Origin of the sequence: Mesorhizobium sp. 131-3-5, assembly GCF_016756575.1 — a bacterium.
GTDB lineage: Bacteria > Pseudomonadota > Alphaproteobacteria > Rhizobiales > Rhizobiaceae > Mesorhizobium > Mesorhizobium jarvisii.
This window is the reverse complement of the sequence record NZ_AP023254.1, coordinates 1,888,905-1,906,879: the sequence shown is the minus strand read 5'-3', so window position 1 is coordinate 1,906,879 and position 17,975 is coordinate 1,888,905. Positions and strand designations below refer to the sequence as shown.

The following is a 17,975-nucleotide window of genomic DNA, read 5'->3' as shown; positions in this document are numbered from 1 at the left end:
TCCTCGAATGTGAACAGACCGGGCAGCTTCATCGCAAAGCGGTGAGCCGGCCCGGCGCCCTTTTACCCTCTCCCCGGCCGAACGGGGAGAGGGGCAAGTCAACATTATCGATAATCTTTGCGCCTACTTCTTCGCCAGCAGTTCCTTGGCCGCCTTGACGCCAAGTGCCGCCGGCCGCTCGCAAGTGGTCTGCATGGCGACGAACTTGCCGGTTTCGCCGGAGCGCAGGATGCCGGTCATGACATCGACGGCATGCAGCGCCAACTCCATCGAGCAACGATGCGGCCGCCCCTCGACTATCGCCAACGCCATGTCGGCGAGACCTGCCGTGCGGTAGTTGGCCATCATGCCCTGGCCGTGCATTTCATTGGGCACGCCAAGCGGGTGCTTCCATTTCGGCAGCTTCTTGACCGGCTTGCCCTCTTCGGTGAAGCGCACGTCGCCGCCGAAGAAGTTCGGATCCGGCACGAACACCGTGCCCGCTTCGCCATAGAGTTCCATCGGCGCGTGGCCGTGAGCCCAGACATCCCAGCTCGTGTTCAACGTCACCACGGCGCCGTTCTCGAATTCCAGCAGGCCATGGATGGTGGTTGGCGTGTTGACCGGGATTTTTTCGCCCGCACGCGGTTTCGACGAAATCGTCCGCTCCTTGGCCGGGGTCGTCGCAAAGGCCGCCACCTGTTTTACCGGCCCGATCAGCTGGATCAGATTGGTGATGTAATACGGCCCGATATCGAGCACCGGTCCGGCGCCCGGCTGGAAGAAGAAATCCGGATTCGGGTGCCAGTGCTCCATGCCGTGACCCATGACATGGCAGGTGCCGCTGGTGATCTTGCCGAGCTTCCCCTCGTCGATCAGTTCACGCACCAGCTGGTGCGCGCCGCCGAGGAACGTGTCGGGCGCCGAGCCGACGCGCAACCCCTTCTTTTCAGCCCGGGCCTTGAGGTCCTGGCCCTCTTGGAGCGAGAGCACGAACGGCTTTTCCGAATAGACGTGCTTGCCGGCATCGAGCACGCGTTTGGACACCTCGTAATGCACCGCCGGTATCGTCAGGTTGACGATGATGTCGATGTCATCGGCCTTGAGCAGGTCCTCGACGGTCTCGGCGCGCAGCTTGAACTCCTTCGCCCGCGCCCTGGCCGCGTCCATGTTGATGTCGGCGCAGGCGCGCATCTCGATGCCGCGAAACAGCGGTGCCAGCGAGAAATACGCCTTCGAGATGTTGCCGCAGCCGATGACGCCAATACCCAGTTTCTTTGCCATGATGATTGTTCCTAGTAAGCCTTGACGGATGCGATCGAGCGACGAGCGAAGCGCTCGATGTCGTTGGGGTTGTCCTGCTCCATGACAAAGTATTTTGCCGCGCTCTTGGCCCGCAACACCTTGATCAGGTTGGCCCAGTCGATCGTGCCGTGGCCGACATCCGACCAGCCATCCTCGTCCAGTCCCTCGCCCGGCTTGGCGATGTCTTTGACATGCACGGCGACGATGCGCTTGCCGTGCTTTTCGATCCAGGGCAGCGGATCGGCGCCGCCGCGCACCACCCAGGCAAGGTCCATCTCCCAGCCGATATCGGGAGCGGACGACAGGATGTGATCCTGCGGCACCGAACCGTCGGCGAGTGCCTTGAACTCGAAATCATGGTTGTGCCAGGCAAAGCCGTAGCCGGCCTTCGAGGCGACCTCGCCAACCTTGGCCAGTCGCTCGCCAAAGCCGCGCCAGCCGGCGGCGTCTGACGGCCTGTCCTCGGCCATCAGATAGGGACAGATCAGAAGCTTGATGCCGAGCGCTTCGGCCGTTTTGCGCACGCCGTCGAAATCCTTCTCCAACGCATCGATGGAGAAATGCCCGGTCGGCATCGAAAGCCCGTTCTTGTCGAGTTCCGCGCGGAAGGCCTTGGGATTTTCATAGACGCCACCGAAACCTTCGACTTGCGCGTAGCCGAGCTTGCCGAGCGAGGCGAGCACGCCCTCCCAAGGTTGAAAATTGCGGGCGCTGTAAAGTTGGAATGACCAGTTCATCGTCTCTGTCCGTTCTGCTTGGTAGGGTGGGTTCTTGGGAGGAAGGCTTGGGGGCTATAGGCGGTTGCCGGATGGGGTGTCGAAAAGCGAGGCGCGGGCTGGGTCAAAGCCGATCCGGATTGGATCGCCGGTGCGCAGCGTCTTTTCCGCCTCGACGCGGAAGGAAAAATTGCGGCCGCCGAGCTTGGTCCACACCAGCGTGTCGGAGCCCATCGGCTCGACGATCTCGACGGCTGACTCGGCGGTGAACGGCATGGCCTTGGCCGCATCTCCAAAGGCGACGTGCTCGGGCCTGATGCCGAACACACAGGGCTTGCCCGCGCTGCCGCGATCCTTGTCGAACTCATAGCGGTCGAGCGGTATCGAAACCCCGTCGGCGGTGAACGCCGCCGCATCGCCGGCTTCCAGTTGACCCTCGATGAAATTCATCGCCGGCGAACCGAGGAATCCGGCGACAAAGCGATTGACCGGACGGTTGTAGATGGTTTGCGGGGCGTCGAGCTGTTGGATGACGCCGCCCTTCATCACCGCGATCCGGTCGGCGAGCGTCATCGCCTCGATCTGGTCGTGGGTGACGTAGATCATGGTGTTCTGCAATCTGCGATGCAGCAGCTTGATCTCGACGCGCAATTCGGATCGCAGCTTGGCGTCAAGATTGGACAGCGGTTCGTCGAACAGGAAAACGTCGACATCGCGCACCAGCGCCCGCCCGATCGCCACGCGCTGGCGCTGGCCGCCGGACAGTGCGGAGGGCTTTCGCTGCAGCAGCGGTTCGATCTGCAGGATCTCCGCGGCGCGCGCGATACGCTTGGCGATTTCGTCCTTGGGCAGGCCCGCGACGCGCAAGCCGAAGGACAGGTTTTTCTCCACCGTCATTTGCGGATAGAGCGCATAGGACTGGAATACCATGCCGATGCCGCGATCCTTGGGCTCCTCCCAGGTGACGTTCTTGCCCTTGATGAAGATGCGGCCCTTCGAAATGTCGAGCAGCCCGGCAATGCAGTTGAGCAAGGTCGACTTGCCACAGCCGGAGGGCCCCAGGAGCACGATGAACTCGCCCTCGGCGATATCGAGGTTGAGTGTCTGCAGAACCGACACCGCGCCATAGTTCAGCGACAGGTTCTGGATCGATACGCTGGGGTTCGCGATTTCTGCCATCATCATCCTTTCACCGCGCCGGCAGCGATGCCACGCACAAAAAGCCTGCCGGAAATGAAATAGATAACGAGCGGCACCAGCCCGGTCAGGATGGTCGCCGCCATATTGACGTTGTATTCCTTCACACCCTGCACAGAGTTGACGATGTTGTTGAGCTGCACCGTCATCGGATAGGTGTCGGGGCGCGTGTAGACGACGCCGAACAGGAAGTCGTTCCAAATGCCTGTCACCTGCAGGATGACGGCGACGACGAAGATCGGCAGCGACATCGGCAGCATGATGCGCAGATAGATGCCCCAGAAACCGGCGCCGTCGACACGCGCCGCCCGGAACAATTCCTCCGGCATGGAGGTGAAATAGTTGCGGAACAAAAGTGTCAGGATCGGCATGCCGAAAATGGAATGGACGATCACCAGGCCGCTCAGGCTGCCATAGAGGCCGATCTCGCGCAGGATGATGACGATCGGATAGATCATCACCTGATAGGGGATGAAGGCACCGACGATCAGGATGATGAAGAACGTGTCGGCGCCCTTGAAGCGCCAGTTGGCCAGCGCATAGCCGTTTACGGAGGCGATCGCGATCGACAAGATCACCGAAGGTACGGTGATACGAACGGAGTTCCAGAAGCCGCGCGAGAGTCCGTCGCAATTGAGGCCGGTGCAGGCCGTCGACCACGCCTTGACCCAGGGCTCGAACGTGATCTCGAGCGGTGGCGAGAAGATGTTGCCGAGGCGGATTTCCGGCATGCCCTTGAGCGAGGTGACGATCATCACATAGAGCGGCAGGAGGTAGTAGAGCGCCGCCACGATGAGCGTGCCATAGAGGAAGATGTTGCGGCGCGAGAAAATGTGACGCGGCTTCGGTCCGCTCGGCCCCGAGGCATCGGCATGGCCGGCGCCGGACGGCGCGGACAAGGAGACGGCTTGGTCAGACACGCTTCCTGCCTCCGAATTCGAGATAAGCCCACGGCACGATGACAATCATCACCGAGAGCAGCATCATGGTCGAGGCCGCGAAACCCTGGCCGAGATTCTGGGCGAAGAACATGTAGTCGTAGACATATTTTGCCGGCACTTCGGAGGCGATGCCCGGCCCGCCGCTGGTCTGGGCGACGACGAGGTCGTAGACCTTGACGATGCCGGACGCGATGATGACGAGCGTGGTGATGAAGACCGGCCGCATCATCGGGATGATGATGAACAGATAGGTCTTCCACATCGGGATCCCGTCCACCCGCGCTGCCTTCCAGATATCCTCGTCTATGCCGCGCAGGCCGGCTAGCATCAGGCACATGATCAGCCCGGTGCCCTGCCAGAGCGCGGCGATCGATATGCCGTAGATGACGATGCTGGAATTGTAGAGCGGATCGAAAGCGAAGCTCGTCCAGCCAAGGTTTCGTATCACGCCCTGGATGCCGAAGTCAGGATTGAGCAGCCATTGCCAGACAAGGCCGGTGACGATGAAGGAGAGCGCGAAGGGATAGAGAAAGATCGTGCGGAACGTATCCTCGAAACGGATCTTCTGGTCGAGCAGGGCAGCGAGGATGAAACCGATCACCAGCGAGAAAACCAGCGAGATCACGCCATAGATCAGCAGGTTCTCGATCGAGATCAGCCAGCGCGGGGTCGCCCACAACCGGTAATACTGGTCGAGGCCGACGAAATTCAGCCGCGGCAACAGCTTCGAATTGGTGAAGGAATAGAGCACCGTCCACGCCGTGCCGCCGACGAAAACCACCAGCGCGGTGAGGATCATGGGGATCGACGCGACCTTCGCATTGAGATTGCGAAACAGTCGGCTGGGGCGTTCGCTCTTGCTCATCGGTGCAGCCATGCTGGATCGGGTAAGGGCGCGCCCTCCCGGCCTGGAGTTCACCGGACCGGGAGGAATGGGACTTTGCCGGCGGTATCAATCCGCCGTGGCGATGATGTCGGCGAAGCGCTTCTGCGCCTCTTCCACGGTCATCTCGGGCTTGGCGAAGAACTCGGAGAACAGGTCCTCCTTCTGCTTTTGGCTGTCTTGCGAAAGCAGCTGATCGGTCCATGGGATGACGGCGCCCTTGGCCAGGATGGCGAGCCCCTTCTTCATGCAGTCATTGGCAGCGTTAAGGTCGACGTCGCCACGCACCGGCAGCGAGCCCTTCTTGAGATTGAAGGCGACCTGGGTCTTGGGATCGAGCAAGGTTTCGGCCAGGACTTCCTGCGCCTTGGACTTGTCGGCATCCTTGAGCACCGGAAAATAGAAGGCATCACCACCCGTGGCGATGACCTCGTTCAGGCCAAGGCCGGGAAGACAGGTATAGTCCTTGCCGGCGGTCTTGCCGGCAACCTGGAACTCGCCCTGCGCCCAGTCACCCATGATCTGGCCGCCGGCCTTGCCGGTGATGACCATGTTGGTGGCCTGGTTCCAGTCCTGCACATTGGTGCTCTTGGCCATCTTGCGCGCATCGTCGGCCGCCTTGAACACCTTGGCGACTTCAGGACCGGCCGCGAACTTGGCGTCCTTGTCCTTGTAGACCTTGAGGAAGGTGTCGGTGCCGCCAACCGCTGCAAGCAGCACGTCGAAGGCGCCGGACGACTGCCAGGCTTGCCCGCCCACCGCCAGCGGGACGATGCCTGCCTTCTCGAGCGCCGGGGCGGCGGCCACATACTCATTCCAGTCCTTTGGCACCGGCACGCCAGCCTTCTGGAAGGCGTCGTTCGAGAGCCACAGCCACTGCCAGGAGTGGATGTTGACTGGCACGCAATAAATCTTGCCGCCGATGGTGCAGCTGTCGAGCAGGCTCTTGGGCCGCACGACCTCTGTCCACTTGCCCTTGGTGGCGACATCGGTCAGGTCGCGCATCAGGCCGGCCTGCACCAGCTCTTCCGCTTGCCGGCCGTGATTGAACTGGGTGGCGCCCATCGGGTCGCCGCCGGTGATCCGGCTGATCATGATCGGCCGTGCCGTGCCGCCGGAGCCGGCAATGGCGCCGTCGACCCAGTGATTGCCGGTGGCGTCGAATGCCTTGGCGAGTTCCGCGACCGCCGCCGCCTCGCCGCCGGAAGTCCACCAATGAGTGACTTCCAGGTCCGTCGCGGTGGCCGGGCCGGCGAACTGCAGCGCGGCCGTGGCCGCAAGGGCAGCGGTCAAAAGTTTGTATCGCATTTCGGTTCCTCCCAGAATCTGAAACGTTACAGATTTTCGATACGGCAATTGCGTGGATGGCGCAACCCCAGGCGTGGAGACCGTTCGATATTTTTTCGAGTCGCGAATAAAATCTATCGACCGGCCTTGCCGTTGTGCGCCGCAATATGAGCAATTGCAGTGCAAAATAAGAAAAGGTCCATGAAAGCCGGCATAGAGCGTCGCCGGGACGGCGTTTCGCTCTGGATTCTCAAGGGAATTCGCGACTCCATGTCGTCCTGCGAATTCGCCCGCCAGCGCAGTGCGATTGGCAATCTGTAACGTTTCAGTATATTGACGGATTGCCGGGCTTGAAATCATGCGACGCCGCCAATCACGGCGATTGCCGACCCGGCCTGCGGCTGCTATGCGCCTGACGGGCGGGACGAATGGACAGACGGCATACGGAAAAGAACGAGGAAGCGTCGGCGCAAGAGCGGCCAACGCTGAAGACGCTTGCCTTCATGACCGGGCTCGGCGTCACCACCGTGTCGCGCGCCTTGAAGGATGCCCCTGAGATCGGCGCCGAAACCAGGCGCCGCGTCCAGCTCGTCGCCAAGCAGATCGGCTACCGCCCGAACCGCGCCGGCGTCAGGCTCAGAACCGGCAAGACCAATGTCATCAGCCTCGTGCTCAACACCGACCGCGAGATCATGAGCTTCGTCTCAGACATCATCTATGGCGTCTCGGAAGTCATTGCCGACACGCCCTACCACCTGATCGTCACGCCCTATTCGCGCTCGCAGGATCCACTCGACCCGATACGCTACCTGGTCGAGACCGGTTCCGCCGACGGCGTCATCATTTCACGCACGCAGCCGAACGATGCCAGGGCCCGCTATATGCTGGAGCATGGCATTCCCTTTGCCACGCATGGCCGCACCGATATGGGGCTGGTCCACCCCTATCATGATTTCGACAATCATGCCTTCGCGGTCGAAGCCGTACGGCGCCTTGCGAGCATGGGACGCCGCAAGCTCGCCTTGCTGACGCCACCCGTCGGCCTGACCTATTACGGCCATACGGTCAACGGCTTTGCCGATGCGCTGAGCGAGGTCGGCGCCAGCGAGATCCCGTTCAGTACCGTATCGATCGACCATTCGATCGAGCAGATCCGGACGAGGACCGCGCAACTGATGCGCCGCGACATCAGGCCGGACGGCTTTGTCAGCAGCGCCGCCGCCGCCACGCTTGCGCTCGTCGCCGGCATCGAGGATGCCGGCCTCAAGCTTGGCCGCGACGTCGACATCGTCTCCAAGCAATCATCGGACCTTTTGCATCTGTTCAGGCCCGAACTGCTGATCGTCAACGAGAACTTCCGGCTGGCGGGCTCGGAGCTCGCCCGCTCCGTGCTCGGCTGGATCGGCGGCGCCGCACCCGGCTCGCTGCAAAGTCTCAGCGTGCCGGGCGAGGTTCTGGCCTACCAGCGCGCTGACGACTGAGCTAGACGCAATTCCAGACGGAAAACCGCTCACACTTTTCCTGGAATTGCTCTAACCCGCCGCGCCGCTGCCCCACGGACCGTGGAAGGCACCCTGCTCGCCGATGCGTTCGAAGCCATGCGCGCCGAAGAAGTCACGCTGCGCCTGGATCAGGTTCGAGGTGCCGCGGCCCTGGCGATAGCTGTCGAAATAGGCAAGTGCCGAAGACAGCGCCGGCACCGGCGCGCCGGCCTCGGAAGCCCTCGCCACGATGCGCCGCAGCGACGGATGCGCTTCCTGCATCAAGCTGATGAAAGCCGGCGCCATCAAAAGATTGGTCGAAGCGCCGCCGCTGCTGAAGGCCTCGGCCATCGTATCCAGCATCTGCGAGCGGATGATACAGCCGGCGCGCCAGATCCTGGCGATGGTCGGCATCGGCAGGTTCCAGTTGAACTCCTTCGAGGCGCCGCTCATCACCGCGAAACCCTGAGCGTAAGCCGCGATCTTGCCGGCGAAAAGCGCCAGTTCGAGATCTTTCAGCAGCGCATCCTTGTCGCCGGAAATCTTCGACACGCCGATAGCGCCATAGGCCTGTTCCGCCGCCAGCCGCTCGTCCTTGATCGACGACAGAACACGGGCCGCCACGGCCGCCTCGATCGCGGTCGCCGGAATGCCGAGTTGCTGCGCCTCGATGACCGACCATTTGCCGGTGCCCTTCTGGCCTGCCCGGTCGAGGATGATGTCGACAACCGGCTTGCCGGTCTTGGGATCGTCGGCGGCAAGCACCTTGGCGGTGATCTCGATCAGGTAGGAGTTGAGCCGGCCCTTGTTCCAGTTGGAGAACACCGTGCCGATGTCCTTCGGCCCCATGCCGAGGCCATCACGCAAGATGCCGTAGATCTCGGCGATCATCTGCATGTCGGCATATTCGATGCCGTTGTGGATGGTCTTGACGAAGTGGCCGGCGCCATCGGTGCCGAGCCAGGCGGCACAGGGCTCGTCCTTGAACTTTGCGGAGATGGCGGTCAGCACCTTCTCGACACGCTTCCAGCTATCTTCCGTGCCGCCGACCATGATCGACGGGCCGTGGCGCGCGCCCTCCTCGCCGCCGGACACGCCCATGCCGATGAAGGTCAGGCCCGAGCCGGACAGTTCGGAGAAGCGCCGCATCGTATCGCGAAAATTGGCGTTGCCGGCATCGATGACGATGTCGTTGTTGGACAGCACGCCGCGCAAGGCTTCGATCTGTTCATCCACCGGCTTGCCGGCCAGCACCATGATGATGATCGGGCGCGGCGGCCGGATCGCGGCGGCAAGTTCTTCCAGACTGTAGCAGGGCACAACCATGTCCTTCAGCGCGCCGGCATTCTCGACGAAGGCGTCGGTGCGTGCCCTTGTGCGGTTGAAGACGGCGATGCGGTGCCCGTGCTCGGCGATGTTCAGCGCCAGGTTGGAGCCCATCGTACCAAGGCCGATCAGGCCGATTTCGGCTTTTTCCATCGTTTCTTCCCTGCTTTCGGATCTTGTTGGTTGGAGCCCGCGATTTTGCCGGATGCCCGTTCTTCCCGGGATGATTGACGGGCCTTTCGGGCCGCGTCAACCGCCTCGCCGAATTGTGTTGCAGTTGCACAATGCAAGCCGTTCGACAACGATCCCATCTGTCGGTTAGGGCCGGACGTCCACAGGCGCTTCGATCTTCACCATCTTGAAATCCGAGACCAGGATGTCGATGCGCACCGTCCAGCGCCCGGGAACCGGAATGACGAGGTTGTCGACACGCCAGCTGCCGTCGCCGGGCTTGGTCGCCGCGCGCTTCAGCGGCTCGATGCCTGAATCGGGCTTCGACAGCACCAGCGTCACCTCCTTGGCGTCGAGTGGCCCGAAATCACCGGTCATGATGATCATCGAGGCGGCGACAGGCCCGGCATGACCTGGCGTGATGCTGAGATCGGCCATCGCCTCCAACGCGTGGATGTGGACCGAGACCGGCTGCGCCGCCGCGATCGCCAGGACCCGTGGCGGCGGCGTGAAGCGCCAGCCCGCGGCAACGCCGAAGATCGCCAGCACGATCAGCATTTCAACACCGATCGAGCGGGTGAGCCTGCGCTGCACCTCCGTGGCGCCCGCCTCGGCGGAAGCAGTGAGTTTCCAGCGATTGACCGCGGCCAACGTGAACAGGAAGACCAGCAGCGCCAGCTTGACCAGCAGCAGCCGGCCATAGGCGGTGCCGGCCAGCGCCGAGGGCGTCTGCACCTGGATGACGGCAAGCACGATGCCGGCCGCGGCAAGCACGGCCACCACAGGCAGGATCGCGCAGGAGAAGCGGCGCAGGAAGGCGACGGCGCCAGCCGTCTGGCGCTTCAGCGCGAGACCTAGCGGCATCAGCGCGCCGGCCCAGAAGGCAATGCCGATACCGTGCACGAACACCAGCGGCCGCGTCAGCCATTGCGGTTCGGCCGCGCTGGCGTGGCCGCTGGCGGCAAGCGCGACGCCGACGCCAGCCAGGCCGGCGAGCGCCAATGGCCTGGCGAGCACACGCGGTCCGGCCAGCGACAGCAAACCGAGCCCCAGCGCGGTCAGGGCGGCCAGCACCGTCCAGCCGAAGGAGGTGCCCAGCCCGGTCCGCCAGATCACCGGCTGTGCCAGATGGGAGAGCGGCGCTCCGAGCGCGTCGAGCCCCTGAAAGCCGAGCGACAGGGGTGCCGCCACCAGGCCGCACAGGATCGCGGCCGTGACAAAACGCTGACCGGCACGTCCCTCACCGGCCAGCCAGGCAAGGGCGAAGGCGCCGCCGACACCGAGGAAAAGACCGATGTAAAGAAAGACCTTGCCGATCCAGATCGCCGACCGCGACGGCCAGTCGACGGCTTCGGACACGACGGGCGGCTCGGTCGGCGCACCGATGGAAAACAGCAGCGAGCCGCCGACCGGATGGCCGTCGGCGGAAATGACGCGCCAGCTCAGCACATGCGTGCCGGATTTGAGCGCTTGCGGATTGTCGATCTCGAGCGTCTGGTCGGTGAGGCGGAAGGATGTCAGCGCAACCGGAGTGCCGTCCGGCTTCACCAGCGTCAGCACCAAGGGCGAAACCGGTTCGCTGAAGGTCAGCGAGAACTGGGTTGGCGTCTGGGCCAGCACGGCACCGTCGGCCGGGTCGGTCTTGATCAGCGCGGCATGGGCAAAAGCCTGACTGGTCGAGGTTATGACGACAAGCGCCATGAGCAAGCCCAACAGCCCGCCGGCAATCCGGCCGACGCGCTTGCTGTTGGTATCGACCATCCGAGAGGGTATTGCGGTCATGCCATGCCACGAGGATGCGGCGCGCTCCGGCAAGCAGAGCGCGCCAAGGGAGAACCTATTTCTTCGGTGTGAGCTTGATGCCGGGCGCCGGGGTCTCCAGCGTGTCTTCATCTTGCCCCGCCGCCGGGATCTCGATCCAGCGGTCGACGGCATCGCCGCATTCCTGGACCACCGGGAAATAGAGCTTTTGGCCGACGGGCAGGTCCGCCGTCAGCATGGCCCGAAAGACGAACTCGTCGTAGAATTCATCCGGCAGATTGCCGCCGCTCCAGTCGACTTCCTTGACGCCGTCGGTCACCGCCTGGCCATAGAGCTGATAGGATTTTTCATATTTGCCCTTCTTGGTCTGCAGCGTCCAGCCGGGTTTCGGCATCGGCTTCACTGCGATCACCCCTTCCGGAATCTGCACCCGCACGGCGTCGTCGCTTTGCCGTCGCAACCATGCGGCACCCGCAGCACTGCCTTGTAAGTCGAGCCGACCGCCGCCTCCTGGGTTTCGAGCGTGATGTGCGCGAAGGCGGCATTTGTCCCCAGCACCAGAAGTGCTGCCGCCGACAAAAGATACTTGTTCATGATGCCCCTCGGTACTATGGCCAGTTCAGTCGTTGTCTTCTTGAGGCGCCGCGCTGCCCATGGCCTGCACGGCGAATTTGATCGTCACCGTCCCGGCCTTTTCGAAGGTCAGCGTGGCGGCGAACATCTCGCCTTGCTTGGGTGGCTGCTTCAAATCCATGAACATCACGTGATAGCTGCCGGGACCCAAAACGACCTTGCCGCCGGCTGGAATCTCCAGGCCGCCGACAACGGGCCGCATGGTCATGACGCCGTCCTTGACGCCCATCTCATGCAGCTCGGCCTTTTCGGAGATATCGGAGGAAATCGACAGCAGCCGGTCCGGCGCGCTGCCTTTGTTTGTAATGGTAAAATAGCCGCCGGCCACCTTGGCGCCGGCCGGCGTGGCGCGTGACCAGGGGTGGCCGATCTCGATATCGCCGACCTTGAACTCATGCGCCAGGACGGATTGAGCGCCGGCGAGCATGATCGCCAAAGCAAGCACGGCAGTGCCGAGACGCTCCTGGACGTGGGACAGAATGCGGCTGAACAGAGTGCCCGCCGCTATATCGGAAAAATGGGACATGGTTGCTCCATGAAGTGATGATCGCGCCGTCACCGGTCGCGAGCTGTTTGGTCGTTGGATGGGTGCGCCCACGAAAGGTTCCGCTGGGCGAGCAAGCTCAGGCCGCCAGCGGCGGCGCGCGCGGGTTCGACGGCGAGCGTTCACGCGCGAAGCCGAGGTAAATGCTCGCCGGAAAAACGAAGGCGACCGCTTCAAACGAAAGGCTGGCCACGGCCAGCCCGGCGTCGGGCGGCGGCGCAAACGCGGATGAAAACATGCTGCAGCCAAGCGTGCAGCAGGCCGGCAGATGCGATGGGTGCTGGTCACCGCCGGGAAGCTGGGTGGCACCGTCGCGGGTACAGATGACATTGCCGAAGGCGTCGAGTTGCGCGGCATTCGGCCCGGTAGCGAAAGCGAAGGCGCCGAGCGTCGACTGGAGCAGCAGCAGGCAGGCCGCGACAAGCGCGGTCGGCAAGCTCCAGCGTTTGCCCCGGCGGTTCAAGCCATCTGCCTCTTCAAGCAACTCCTGGAAGGATACCTATCATGGCAGCGGCAGGTCGAAAATCGCCAATTCGATGCTGCGGCAACGCGGCGCGATCAGGATTTCTGCAAGGACCGGCTTTCGGGGATGGAGGTCAAAAGCGTCTGGCGCGCCGACTTCAGGTGCTTGCGGCAGGCGGCGTCGACCTTGCCGAGGTCGCGCGATTTGAGCGCCTCGATATAGGCAAGGTGCTCGCCGACCGCGACTTCGTTGCGCTCGCGCTCCTGCGCCTTGTTCCACTGGTAGTGGTAATGGAAGATCATGGCGATGACGTCGTAGAAATCGACGATGAAACGGTTGTGCGAGGCCCGGTGGATGAGCCGGTGGAAGCGCTCGTCCAGCTCGGAAAACGCGTTGAAGCGCGTGGCGATCTCTTGTGCCAGCAGGCGATGTTCGTCCTCCAGGCGGTCGAGATCGGCCCAGACCGGGCTGTCCTGCGGCAGGGCGGCGAAGGCAGCCGCCGAACGCAGTTCGAACATCTCGCGGATCTCGGTCAGTTCGAGCGCGAAAGCCCGCGTAAAACCCTTCAGCACCCAATGGCTGTTGCGGCGCTTCTCGATCAGGCCGAAGCGCGAGAAGCGGATCAGGAACTCGCGCACGCTGGTGGTGCCGACACCAATCTCGCGCGCCAGTTCAAGCTCGTTGATCTGCATGCCGGCCTCGGCGCCGCCGGCGAGCAGGCGCCGCATGAACGACCGCTCGATGATCTCGGCCAGTGTGTCTGTCTCTTCCTCAGGGAAAAAATCGTCGGGTCGCGGATCGCGCAGCACCGTCTTGGCACGCTTGTTCCAGGCGATCAGGCCGGTTTCCTCCATGCGCGCCAGGATGCTGCGCACGGTCGTGCGGCTGACGCCGAGCAGCGTGCCCAGTTCCGGTTCCGACGGCAGGCTGCGCGTTTCGTCGAGCAGCCGGAGGCACCTGTTATAGGCGTCCTTGTAGACGTTGTTGCTCTTGGACATCCCCTGACCCATTCATGCCAGCGCTTGCGGCGGCCGGCTTGAAGCGCAATATGACGTTCCCATGACCCTGGAAAGCAGGAATTGCTTTCACCAGGGCACGGTCCATTGTTTGCAGCACCGCCGCTAGCCAGAGGCGTGCGGAGCGCCTGCGAAAAAACAATTGACGCAAAACTGTTTTTTCACGATAAAAGACATTAACTCTTAACAAGCGCGTGTCAATCCGCGCATCCCAGGATCACCCAGGAAACCGCCCGTGAACGTCTCGAACACCATTCTTCTGTCCTCCGCCGACAATGTCGCCGTTGCCAATGGCCGCATCGAGATCGGCACGGCCCTGCCGGGCGGCGCGCTTGCCACCGCCGTTATCGAGCCCGGCCACAAGGTGGCGATCAAGCCGATTGCCGCCGGTGAAGCCGTGGTCAAATACGCCCAGGCGATCGGCCGCGCCACACAGGACATCGCACCGGGCGAGCATGTCCATTCGCACAATCTGGTGTTCGAGGCCGGCCGCCTGCCGGTGGTGCCGCCGAGCGAGGCCGAGCACGCGACAACGGCCGACCGCGCCCGCACCTTCATGGGGTATCGCCGCGCCGATGGCCGCGCCGGCACGCGCAACTTCATCGGCATCATCGCCAGCGTCAATTGCTCGGCCACGGTCTGCCATTCCATCGCCGACACCGCCAACCGGACCTTGCTGCCGAAATATCCCGGCATCGACGGTTTCGTGCCGATCGTCCACGGTCAGGGCTGCGGCATGAGCGGCACTGGCGACGGCATGATGGTGCTGCACCGCACGCTTGCCGGCTATGCCCGCCACCCGAATTTCGGCGGCGTGCTGATGGTCGGCCTGGGATGCGAGGTCAACCAGCTCACCCTCTATGGCCAGAAGGGCGCCGCCGCCGGAAAACGCCATTTCAACATCCAGGACGCCGGCGGATCGCGCAAATCGGTGGAAAAGGCGATGGGCGTGCTAGCCGAGATCGCCGAGGAAGTCGGTCAGTTGAAGCGCGAGCCGATCCCGGTCAGCGAGATCGTCGTCGGCCTGCAATGCGGCGGCTCCGACGGCATGTCGGGCATCACCGCCAATCCGGCTCTGGGGGCGGCCGTTGACATTCTGGCCGGCGTCGGCGGCATCGGCATCCTCTCCGAGACCACGGAAATCTACGGCGCCGAGCATCTGCTCGCCTACCGCGCCGCGACGCCCGAGATCGCCAAGAAGCTCGATGGATATGTCAAATGGTGGGAAGATCACGTCGCCAAGCATGGCGCCTCGATCGACAACAACCCCTCGCCTGGAAACAAGCGCGGCGGCCTCACCACCATCCTGGAAAAGTCGCTGGGCGCGGTCGCCAAGGGCGGACAGACGCCGCTCAATGGTGTGTTCGGCTATGCCGAGAAGGTCACCGGCAACGGACTGGTGTTCATGGACACGCCCGGCTACGACCCGGTCTCGGCCACCGGCCAGGTCGCTGGCGGGGCCAATGTCATCGTCTTCACCACCGGCCGCGGTTCCTGCTTCGGCTGCCGGCCGACACCGTCGATCAAGATCGCCACCAACTCGACCATGTATAACCAGATGGAAGAGGACATGGACGTCAATTGCGGCGTCATCGCCTCGGGCGAAAAGACCATCGCCGGCATGGGCCGCGAGATCTTCGAACTCATCGTCGAGACGGCTTCCGGCCGCAAGACCAAGAGCGAGGATTTCGGCTATGGCGACAACGAGTTCGTGCCCTGGCATCTCGGCGCGACGCTCTGAATTCAACTGAAATGTGGTAGAACTGCCGGGCTGGACAACGGCCGGCAACGGGGAGGGTTTGCATGAAAAAACGCCGCATCGGCAAGACGGCGCTCGAGGTCACCGAAGTCAGCTTCGGCGGCGCCGCGATCGGCGGCCTGTACCGCGCCTGTCCACGCGAGGCGGCGATGGAAACGCTGCAAGGCGCCTGGGACGCGGGCTTGCGCTATTTCGACACCGCGCCCTTCTATGGTTTCGGCCTTTCGGAACGGCGCTTTGGCGATTTCCTGCGCTACAAGCCGCGTGATTCCTACGTGCTGTCCACCAAGGTCGGACGCCTGTTCCGCCCGGTGCCTGAAGACCAGGTGCCCGATCACTCCTATGTCGATCCGCTGCCCTTCGCGCTCGACTACGATTATTCCTATGACGGCATCATGCGGTCGGTCGACTTCAGCTATGCGCGGCTTGGGCTGAACAAGATCGATATCCTGTATGTGCACGACATTGGCGCCTACACGCATGGCGTCGAGAAGAACAAGCTGCACTTTCGCCAGTTGATGGATGGCGGGCTTAAGGCGCTCGAGGAGTTGAAGCGGGCCGGCACGATTTCCGCCTACGGTCTCGGCGTCAACGAAGTCCAGATCTGCCTCGACGTGATGCGCCAGGCCCCACTCGACTGCATCCTGCTCGCCAGCCGCTATTCCTTGCTCGACCGCAGCGCCGAAGCCGAACTGCTGCCGCTGTGCCGGGAGCAGCAGACATCGCTGGTGATCGGCGGCGTGTTCAACTCCGGCATATTGGCGACCGGGCCGGTGCAAGGAGCGCATTTCGATTACCAGCCCGCCGGCCGCGATATACTCGATCGGGTCGACGCCATGGAAAAGATCGCCGGCGAAGGCGGTTACCCGCTGGCCGCTGCTGCCTTTCAGTTTCCCCTGCACGAGCCGACGGTCGCCACCGTGCTGACCGGCACCGCCAAACTGGCAAACCTGACACGCAACCTCGAACTGCTCGACACCGACGTGCCAGGGGCGGAATACGCCAAATATCGTCCCTACACGGTGGTGCAGAGCCTGGCGTGAAACCGGCGTCCACCAGCCTTGACGGGAGAGGCTCGACTTCACAAACGCGCGACTCCGCGGAAAGAATGAATGTTCCATATTGACTAATACATGGAATTAATATTCCATGTATTCACTAAACGGGAGCGTTCGGCTGCGTCCAGGGAGGAGCGGCGCGTGAATGTGTCCGTGCCTGACATGGGAATCAGGTGCGAAACACCGCTTGCATCGTCCAGATCGATGCACTATCAAAACAGCGTAAATGTTTTTTATTGATAAAGTTCTGTTTGGGCCACGCCTATCCGAACGGAGCTTCCGTAACGTTCACCGGGCGACTTAGGGAGGAATCCTATGAAATTCGTGACCAGCATTCTCAACCGCCGCGCCGTCATGGCCCTGGCAGCAGCGTCGATGCTCGCCGGCGTCATGCACTCGGCGCCGGTTTCGGCGGCGGATGTGACTATTCCGATCATCGTCAAGGACACCACGTCCTTCTACTGGCAGATCGTGCTCGCCGGCGCCCGCAAGGCCGGCAAGGATCTCGGCGTCAACGTGCCGGAACTCGGCGCCCAGGCTGAAACCGACGTCAACGGCCAGATCTCCATCCTCGAGAACGCCGTCGCCGGCAACCCGGCCGCCGTCGTCATCGCGCCGACCGAAGCCAAGGCGCTCGGCAAGCCGATCGACGAGGCAGCGGCCAAGGTCAAGGTCATCGGCATCGACTCCGGCGCCGACTCCAAGGCCTTCACCTCGTTCCTGACCACCGACAACGTCCAGGGCGGCCGCGTCGCCGCGGACGGTCTTGCAGCAGCCATCGGTGCGGCCAATGGCGGCAAGGTCGAAGGCAAGGTTGCCCTCATCACCGCACTCCCTGGCGCCGGCTCGCTCGAGCAGCGCGCCCAGGGCTTCAAGGAACAGCTCAAGGCCAAGTATCCCGGCCTCGAACTGATCGCCGACAAATATGCCGACGGTCAGGCCACCACCGGCCTCAACATCGCGACCGACCTGATCACCGCCAATCCGGATCTGAAGGGCATCTTCGCCTCCAACCTGATCATGGCGCAGGGCGTCGGCCAGGCGATCGCCGAGAACAAGCTTGCCGGCAAGGTCGGCCTGATCGGCTTCGACAGCGACGAGAAGCTGATCAAGTTCCTGAATGACGGCGTCATTTCCGGCCTCGTCGTCCAGGACCCCTACCGGATGGGCTATGACGGCATCAAGACCGCGCTCGCCGCCTCGAAGGGCGAGAAGGTCGAGGCCAATGTCGACACCGGCGCCAACCTCGTCACCAAGGCGAATATGAAAGAACCCAAGATCGACGCGCTGCTCAACCCGAAGCTCAACTGAGCCTTAGGCGCAACCGCACAGTTTCCGGGGCCTCGCGCCCCGGAAACGACAGTCATATCGCTTGGAAATCCGCCAGCCTGGGCTAGGTTGCTCTGGATGGCATTTCAAAGCCTCGCCGCATGCCAAATCGTGAGGCCAATCTGG

15 protein-coding genes and 1 pseudogene are annotated in these 17,975 nt (G+C 63.0%); 4 read left to right on the top strand and 12 right to left on the bottom strand.

Going from position 1 to position 17,975, the window contains the following annotated elements; all coding sequences use genetic code 11:
* Window positions 1–123: 123 nt before the first annotated feature.
* From JG747_RS09290 to JG747_RS09265, 6 genes are all read right to left on the bottom strand, one after another.
* On the bottom strand, window positions 124–1,263 hold the full coding sequence (locus tag JG747_RS09290; protein ID WP_069093160.1) for a Gfo/Idh/MocA family protein: 1,140 nt from the start codon (window positions 1,261–1,263) through the stop codon (window positions 124–126).
* Window positions 1,264–1,274: 11 nt separating this feature from the next.
* Window positions 1,275–2,021, bottom strand: coding sequence for a sugar phosphate isomerase/epimerase family protein (locus tag JG747_RS09285; RefSeq protein WP_019861249.1), 747 nt, complete (start codon window positions 2,019–2,021; stop codon window positions 1,275–1,277).
* Window positions 2,022–2,075: 54 nt separating this feature from the next.
* The gene (locus JG747_RS09280; protein WP_027047407.1) at window positions 2,076–3,179 is read right to left on the bottom strand and encodes an ABC transporter ATP-binding protein; all 1,104 of its coding nucleotides are present in this window, start codon (window positions 3,177–3,179) and stop codon (window positions 2,076–2,078) included.
* Window positions 3,180–3,181: 2 nt separating this feature from the next.
* Window positions 3,182–4,117: a carbohydrate ABC transporter permease gene (locus JG747_RS09275; RefSeq protein ID WP_069093161.1), complete on the bottom strand. Its 936-nt coding sequence runs from the start codon at window positions 4,115–4,117 to the stop codon at window positions 3,182–3,184.
* The gene (locus JG747_RS09270) at window positions 4,110–5,003 is read right to left on the bottom strand and encodes a carbohydrate ABC transporter permease (protein WP_027047408.1); all 894 of its coding nucleotides are present in this window, start codon (window positions 5,001–5,003) and stop codon (window positions 4,110–4,112) included. The genes JG747_RS09275 and JG747_RS09270 overlap by 8 nt, the downstream gene beginning before the upstream one ends.
* A gap of 87 nt (window positions 5,004–5,090) precedes the next feature.
* The gene (locus JG747_RS09265; protein WP_069093162.1) at window positions 5,091–6,329 is read right to left on the bottom strand and encodes an ABC transporter substrate-binding protein; all 1,239 of its coding nucleotides are present in this window, start codon (window positions 6,327–6,329) and stop codon (window positions 5,091–5,093) included.
* 407 nt (window positions 6,330–6,736) lie between these two features.
* Here JG747_RS09265 and JG747_RS09260 point away from each other — a divergent pair, with 407 nt between their 5' ends.
* Window positions 6,737–7,789, top strand: a complete 1,053-nt coding sequence (locus tag JG747_RS09260) for a LacI family transcriptional regulator (protein ID WP_038649755.1) — start codon at window positions 6,737–6,739, stop codon at window positions 7,787–7,789.
* A 51-nt stretch (window positions 7,790–7,840) separates the two neighbouring features.
* Here JG747_RS09260 and gndA read toward each other — a convergent pair whose 3' ends face one another.
* From gndA to JG747_RS09230, 6 genes and pseudogenes are all read right to left on the bottom strand, one after another.
* Window positions 7,841–9,268: an NADP-dependent phosphogluconate dehydrogenase gene (gene gndA / locus JG747_RS09255; protein ID WP_019861257.1), complete on the bottom strand. Its 1,428-nt coding sequence runs from the start codon at window positions 9,266–9,268 to the stop codon at window positions 7,841–7,843.
* Between the two features lie 165 nt (window positions 9,269–9,433).
* Window positions 9,434–11,068: a copper resistance CopC/CopD family protein gene (locus JG747_RS09250; protein WP_244748357.1), complete on the bottom strand. Its 1,635-nt coding sequence runs from the start codon at window positions 11,066–11,068 to the stop codon at window positions 9,434–9,436.
* 55 nt (window positions 11,069–11,123) lie between these two features.
* Window positions 11,124–11,641, bottom strand: a pseudogene (locus tag JG747_RS09245) (YcnI family copper-binding membrane protein).
* A 25-nt stretch (window positions 11,642–11,666) separates the two neighbouring features.
* Window positions 11,667–12,206 carry a copper chaperone PCu(A)C gene (locus JG747_RS09240; protein ID WP_202361645.1) on the bottom strand — a complete coding sequence of 180 codons (540 nt, stop codon included), beginning with the start codon at window positions 12,204–12,206 and terminating at the stop codon, window positions 11,667–11,669.
* A gap of 97 nt (window positions 12,207–12,303) precedes the next feature.
* Window positions 12,304–12,660 carry a DUF2946 family protein gene (locus JG747_RS09235; RefSeq protein ID WP_038653373.1) on the bottom strand — a complete coding sequence of 119 codons (357 nt, stop codon included), beginning with the start codon at window positions 12,658–12,660 and terminating at the stop codon, window positions 12,304–12,306.
* Window positions 12,661–12,782: 122 nt separating this feature from the next.
* Complete coding sequence (locus JG747_RS09230) at window positions 12,783–13,685, bottom strand: GntR family transcriptional regulator (RefSeq protein ID WP_019861262.1); 903 nt, start codon at window positions 13,683–13,685, stop codon at window positions 12,783–12,785.
* 253 nt (window positions 13,686–13,938) lie between these two features.
* On the opposite strand from JG747_RS09230, the gene JG747_RS09225 reads away from it, so the two are divergent.
* The 3 genes from JG747_RS09225 (at window position 13,939) to JG747_RS09215 (ending at window position 17,831) form a co-directional block, all read left to right on the top strand.
* Window positions 13,939–15,444, top strand: a complete 1,506-nt coding sequence (locus tag JG747_RS09225) for a UxaA family hydrolase (protein ID WP_064980915.1) — start codon at window positions 13,939–13,941, stop codon at window positions 15,442–15,444.
* A gap of 62 nt (window positions 15,445–15,506) precedes the next feature.
* Window positions 15,507–16,505: an aldo/keto reductase gene (locus tag JG747_RS09220; protein WP_202361644.1), complete on the top strand. Its 999-nt coding sequence runs from the start codon at window positions 15,507–15,509 to the stop codon at window positions 16,503–16,505.
* Window positions 16,506–16,835: 330 nt separating this feature from the next.
* Window positions 16,836–17,831 carry an ABC transporter substrate-binding protein gene (locus tag JG747_RS09215; protein WP_019861265.1) on the top strand — a complete coding sequence of 332 codons (996 nt, stop codon included), beginning with the start codon at window positions 16,836–16,838 and terminating at the stop codon, window positions 17,829–17,831.
* Window positions 17,832–17,975: the final 144 nt, after the last annotated feature.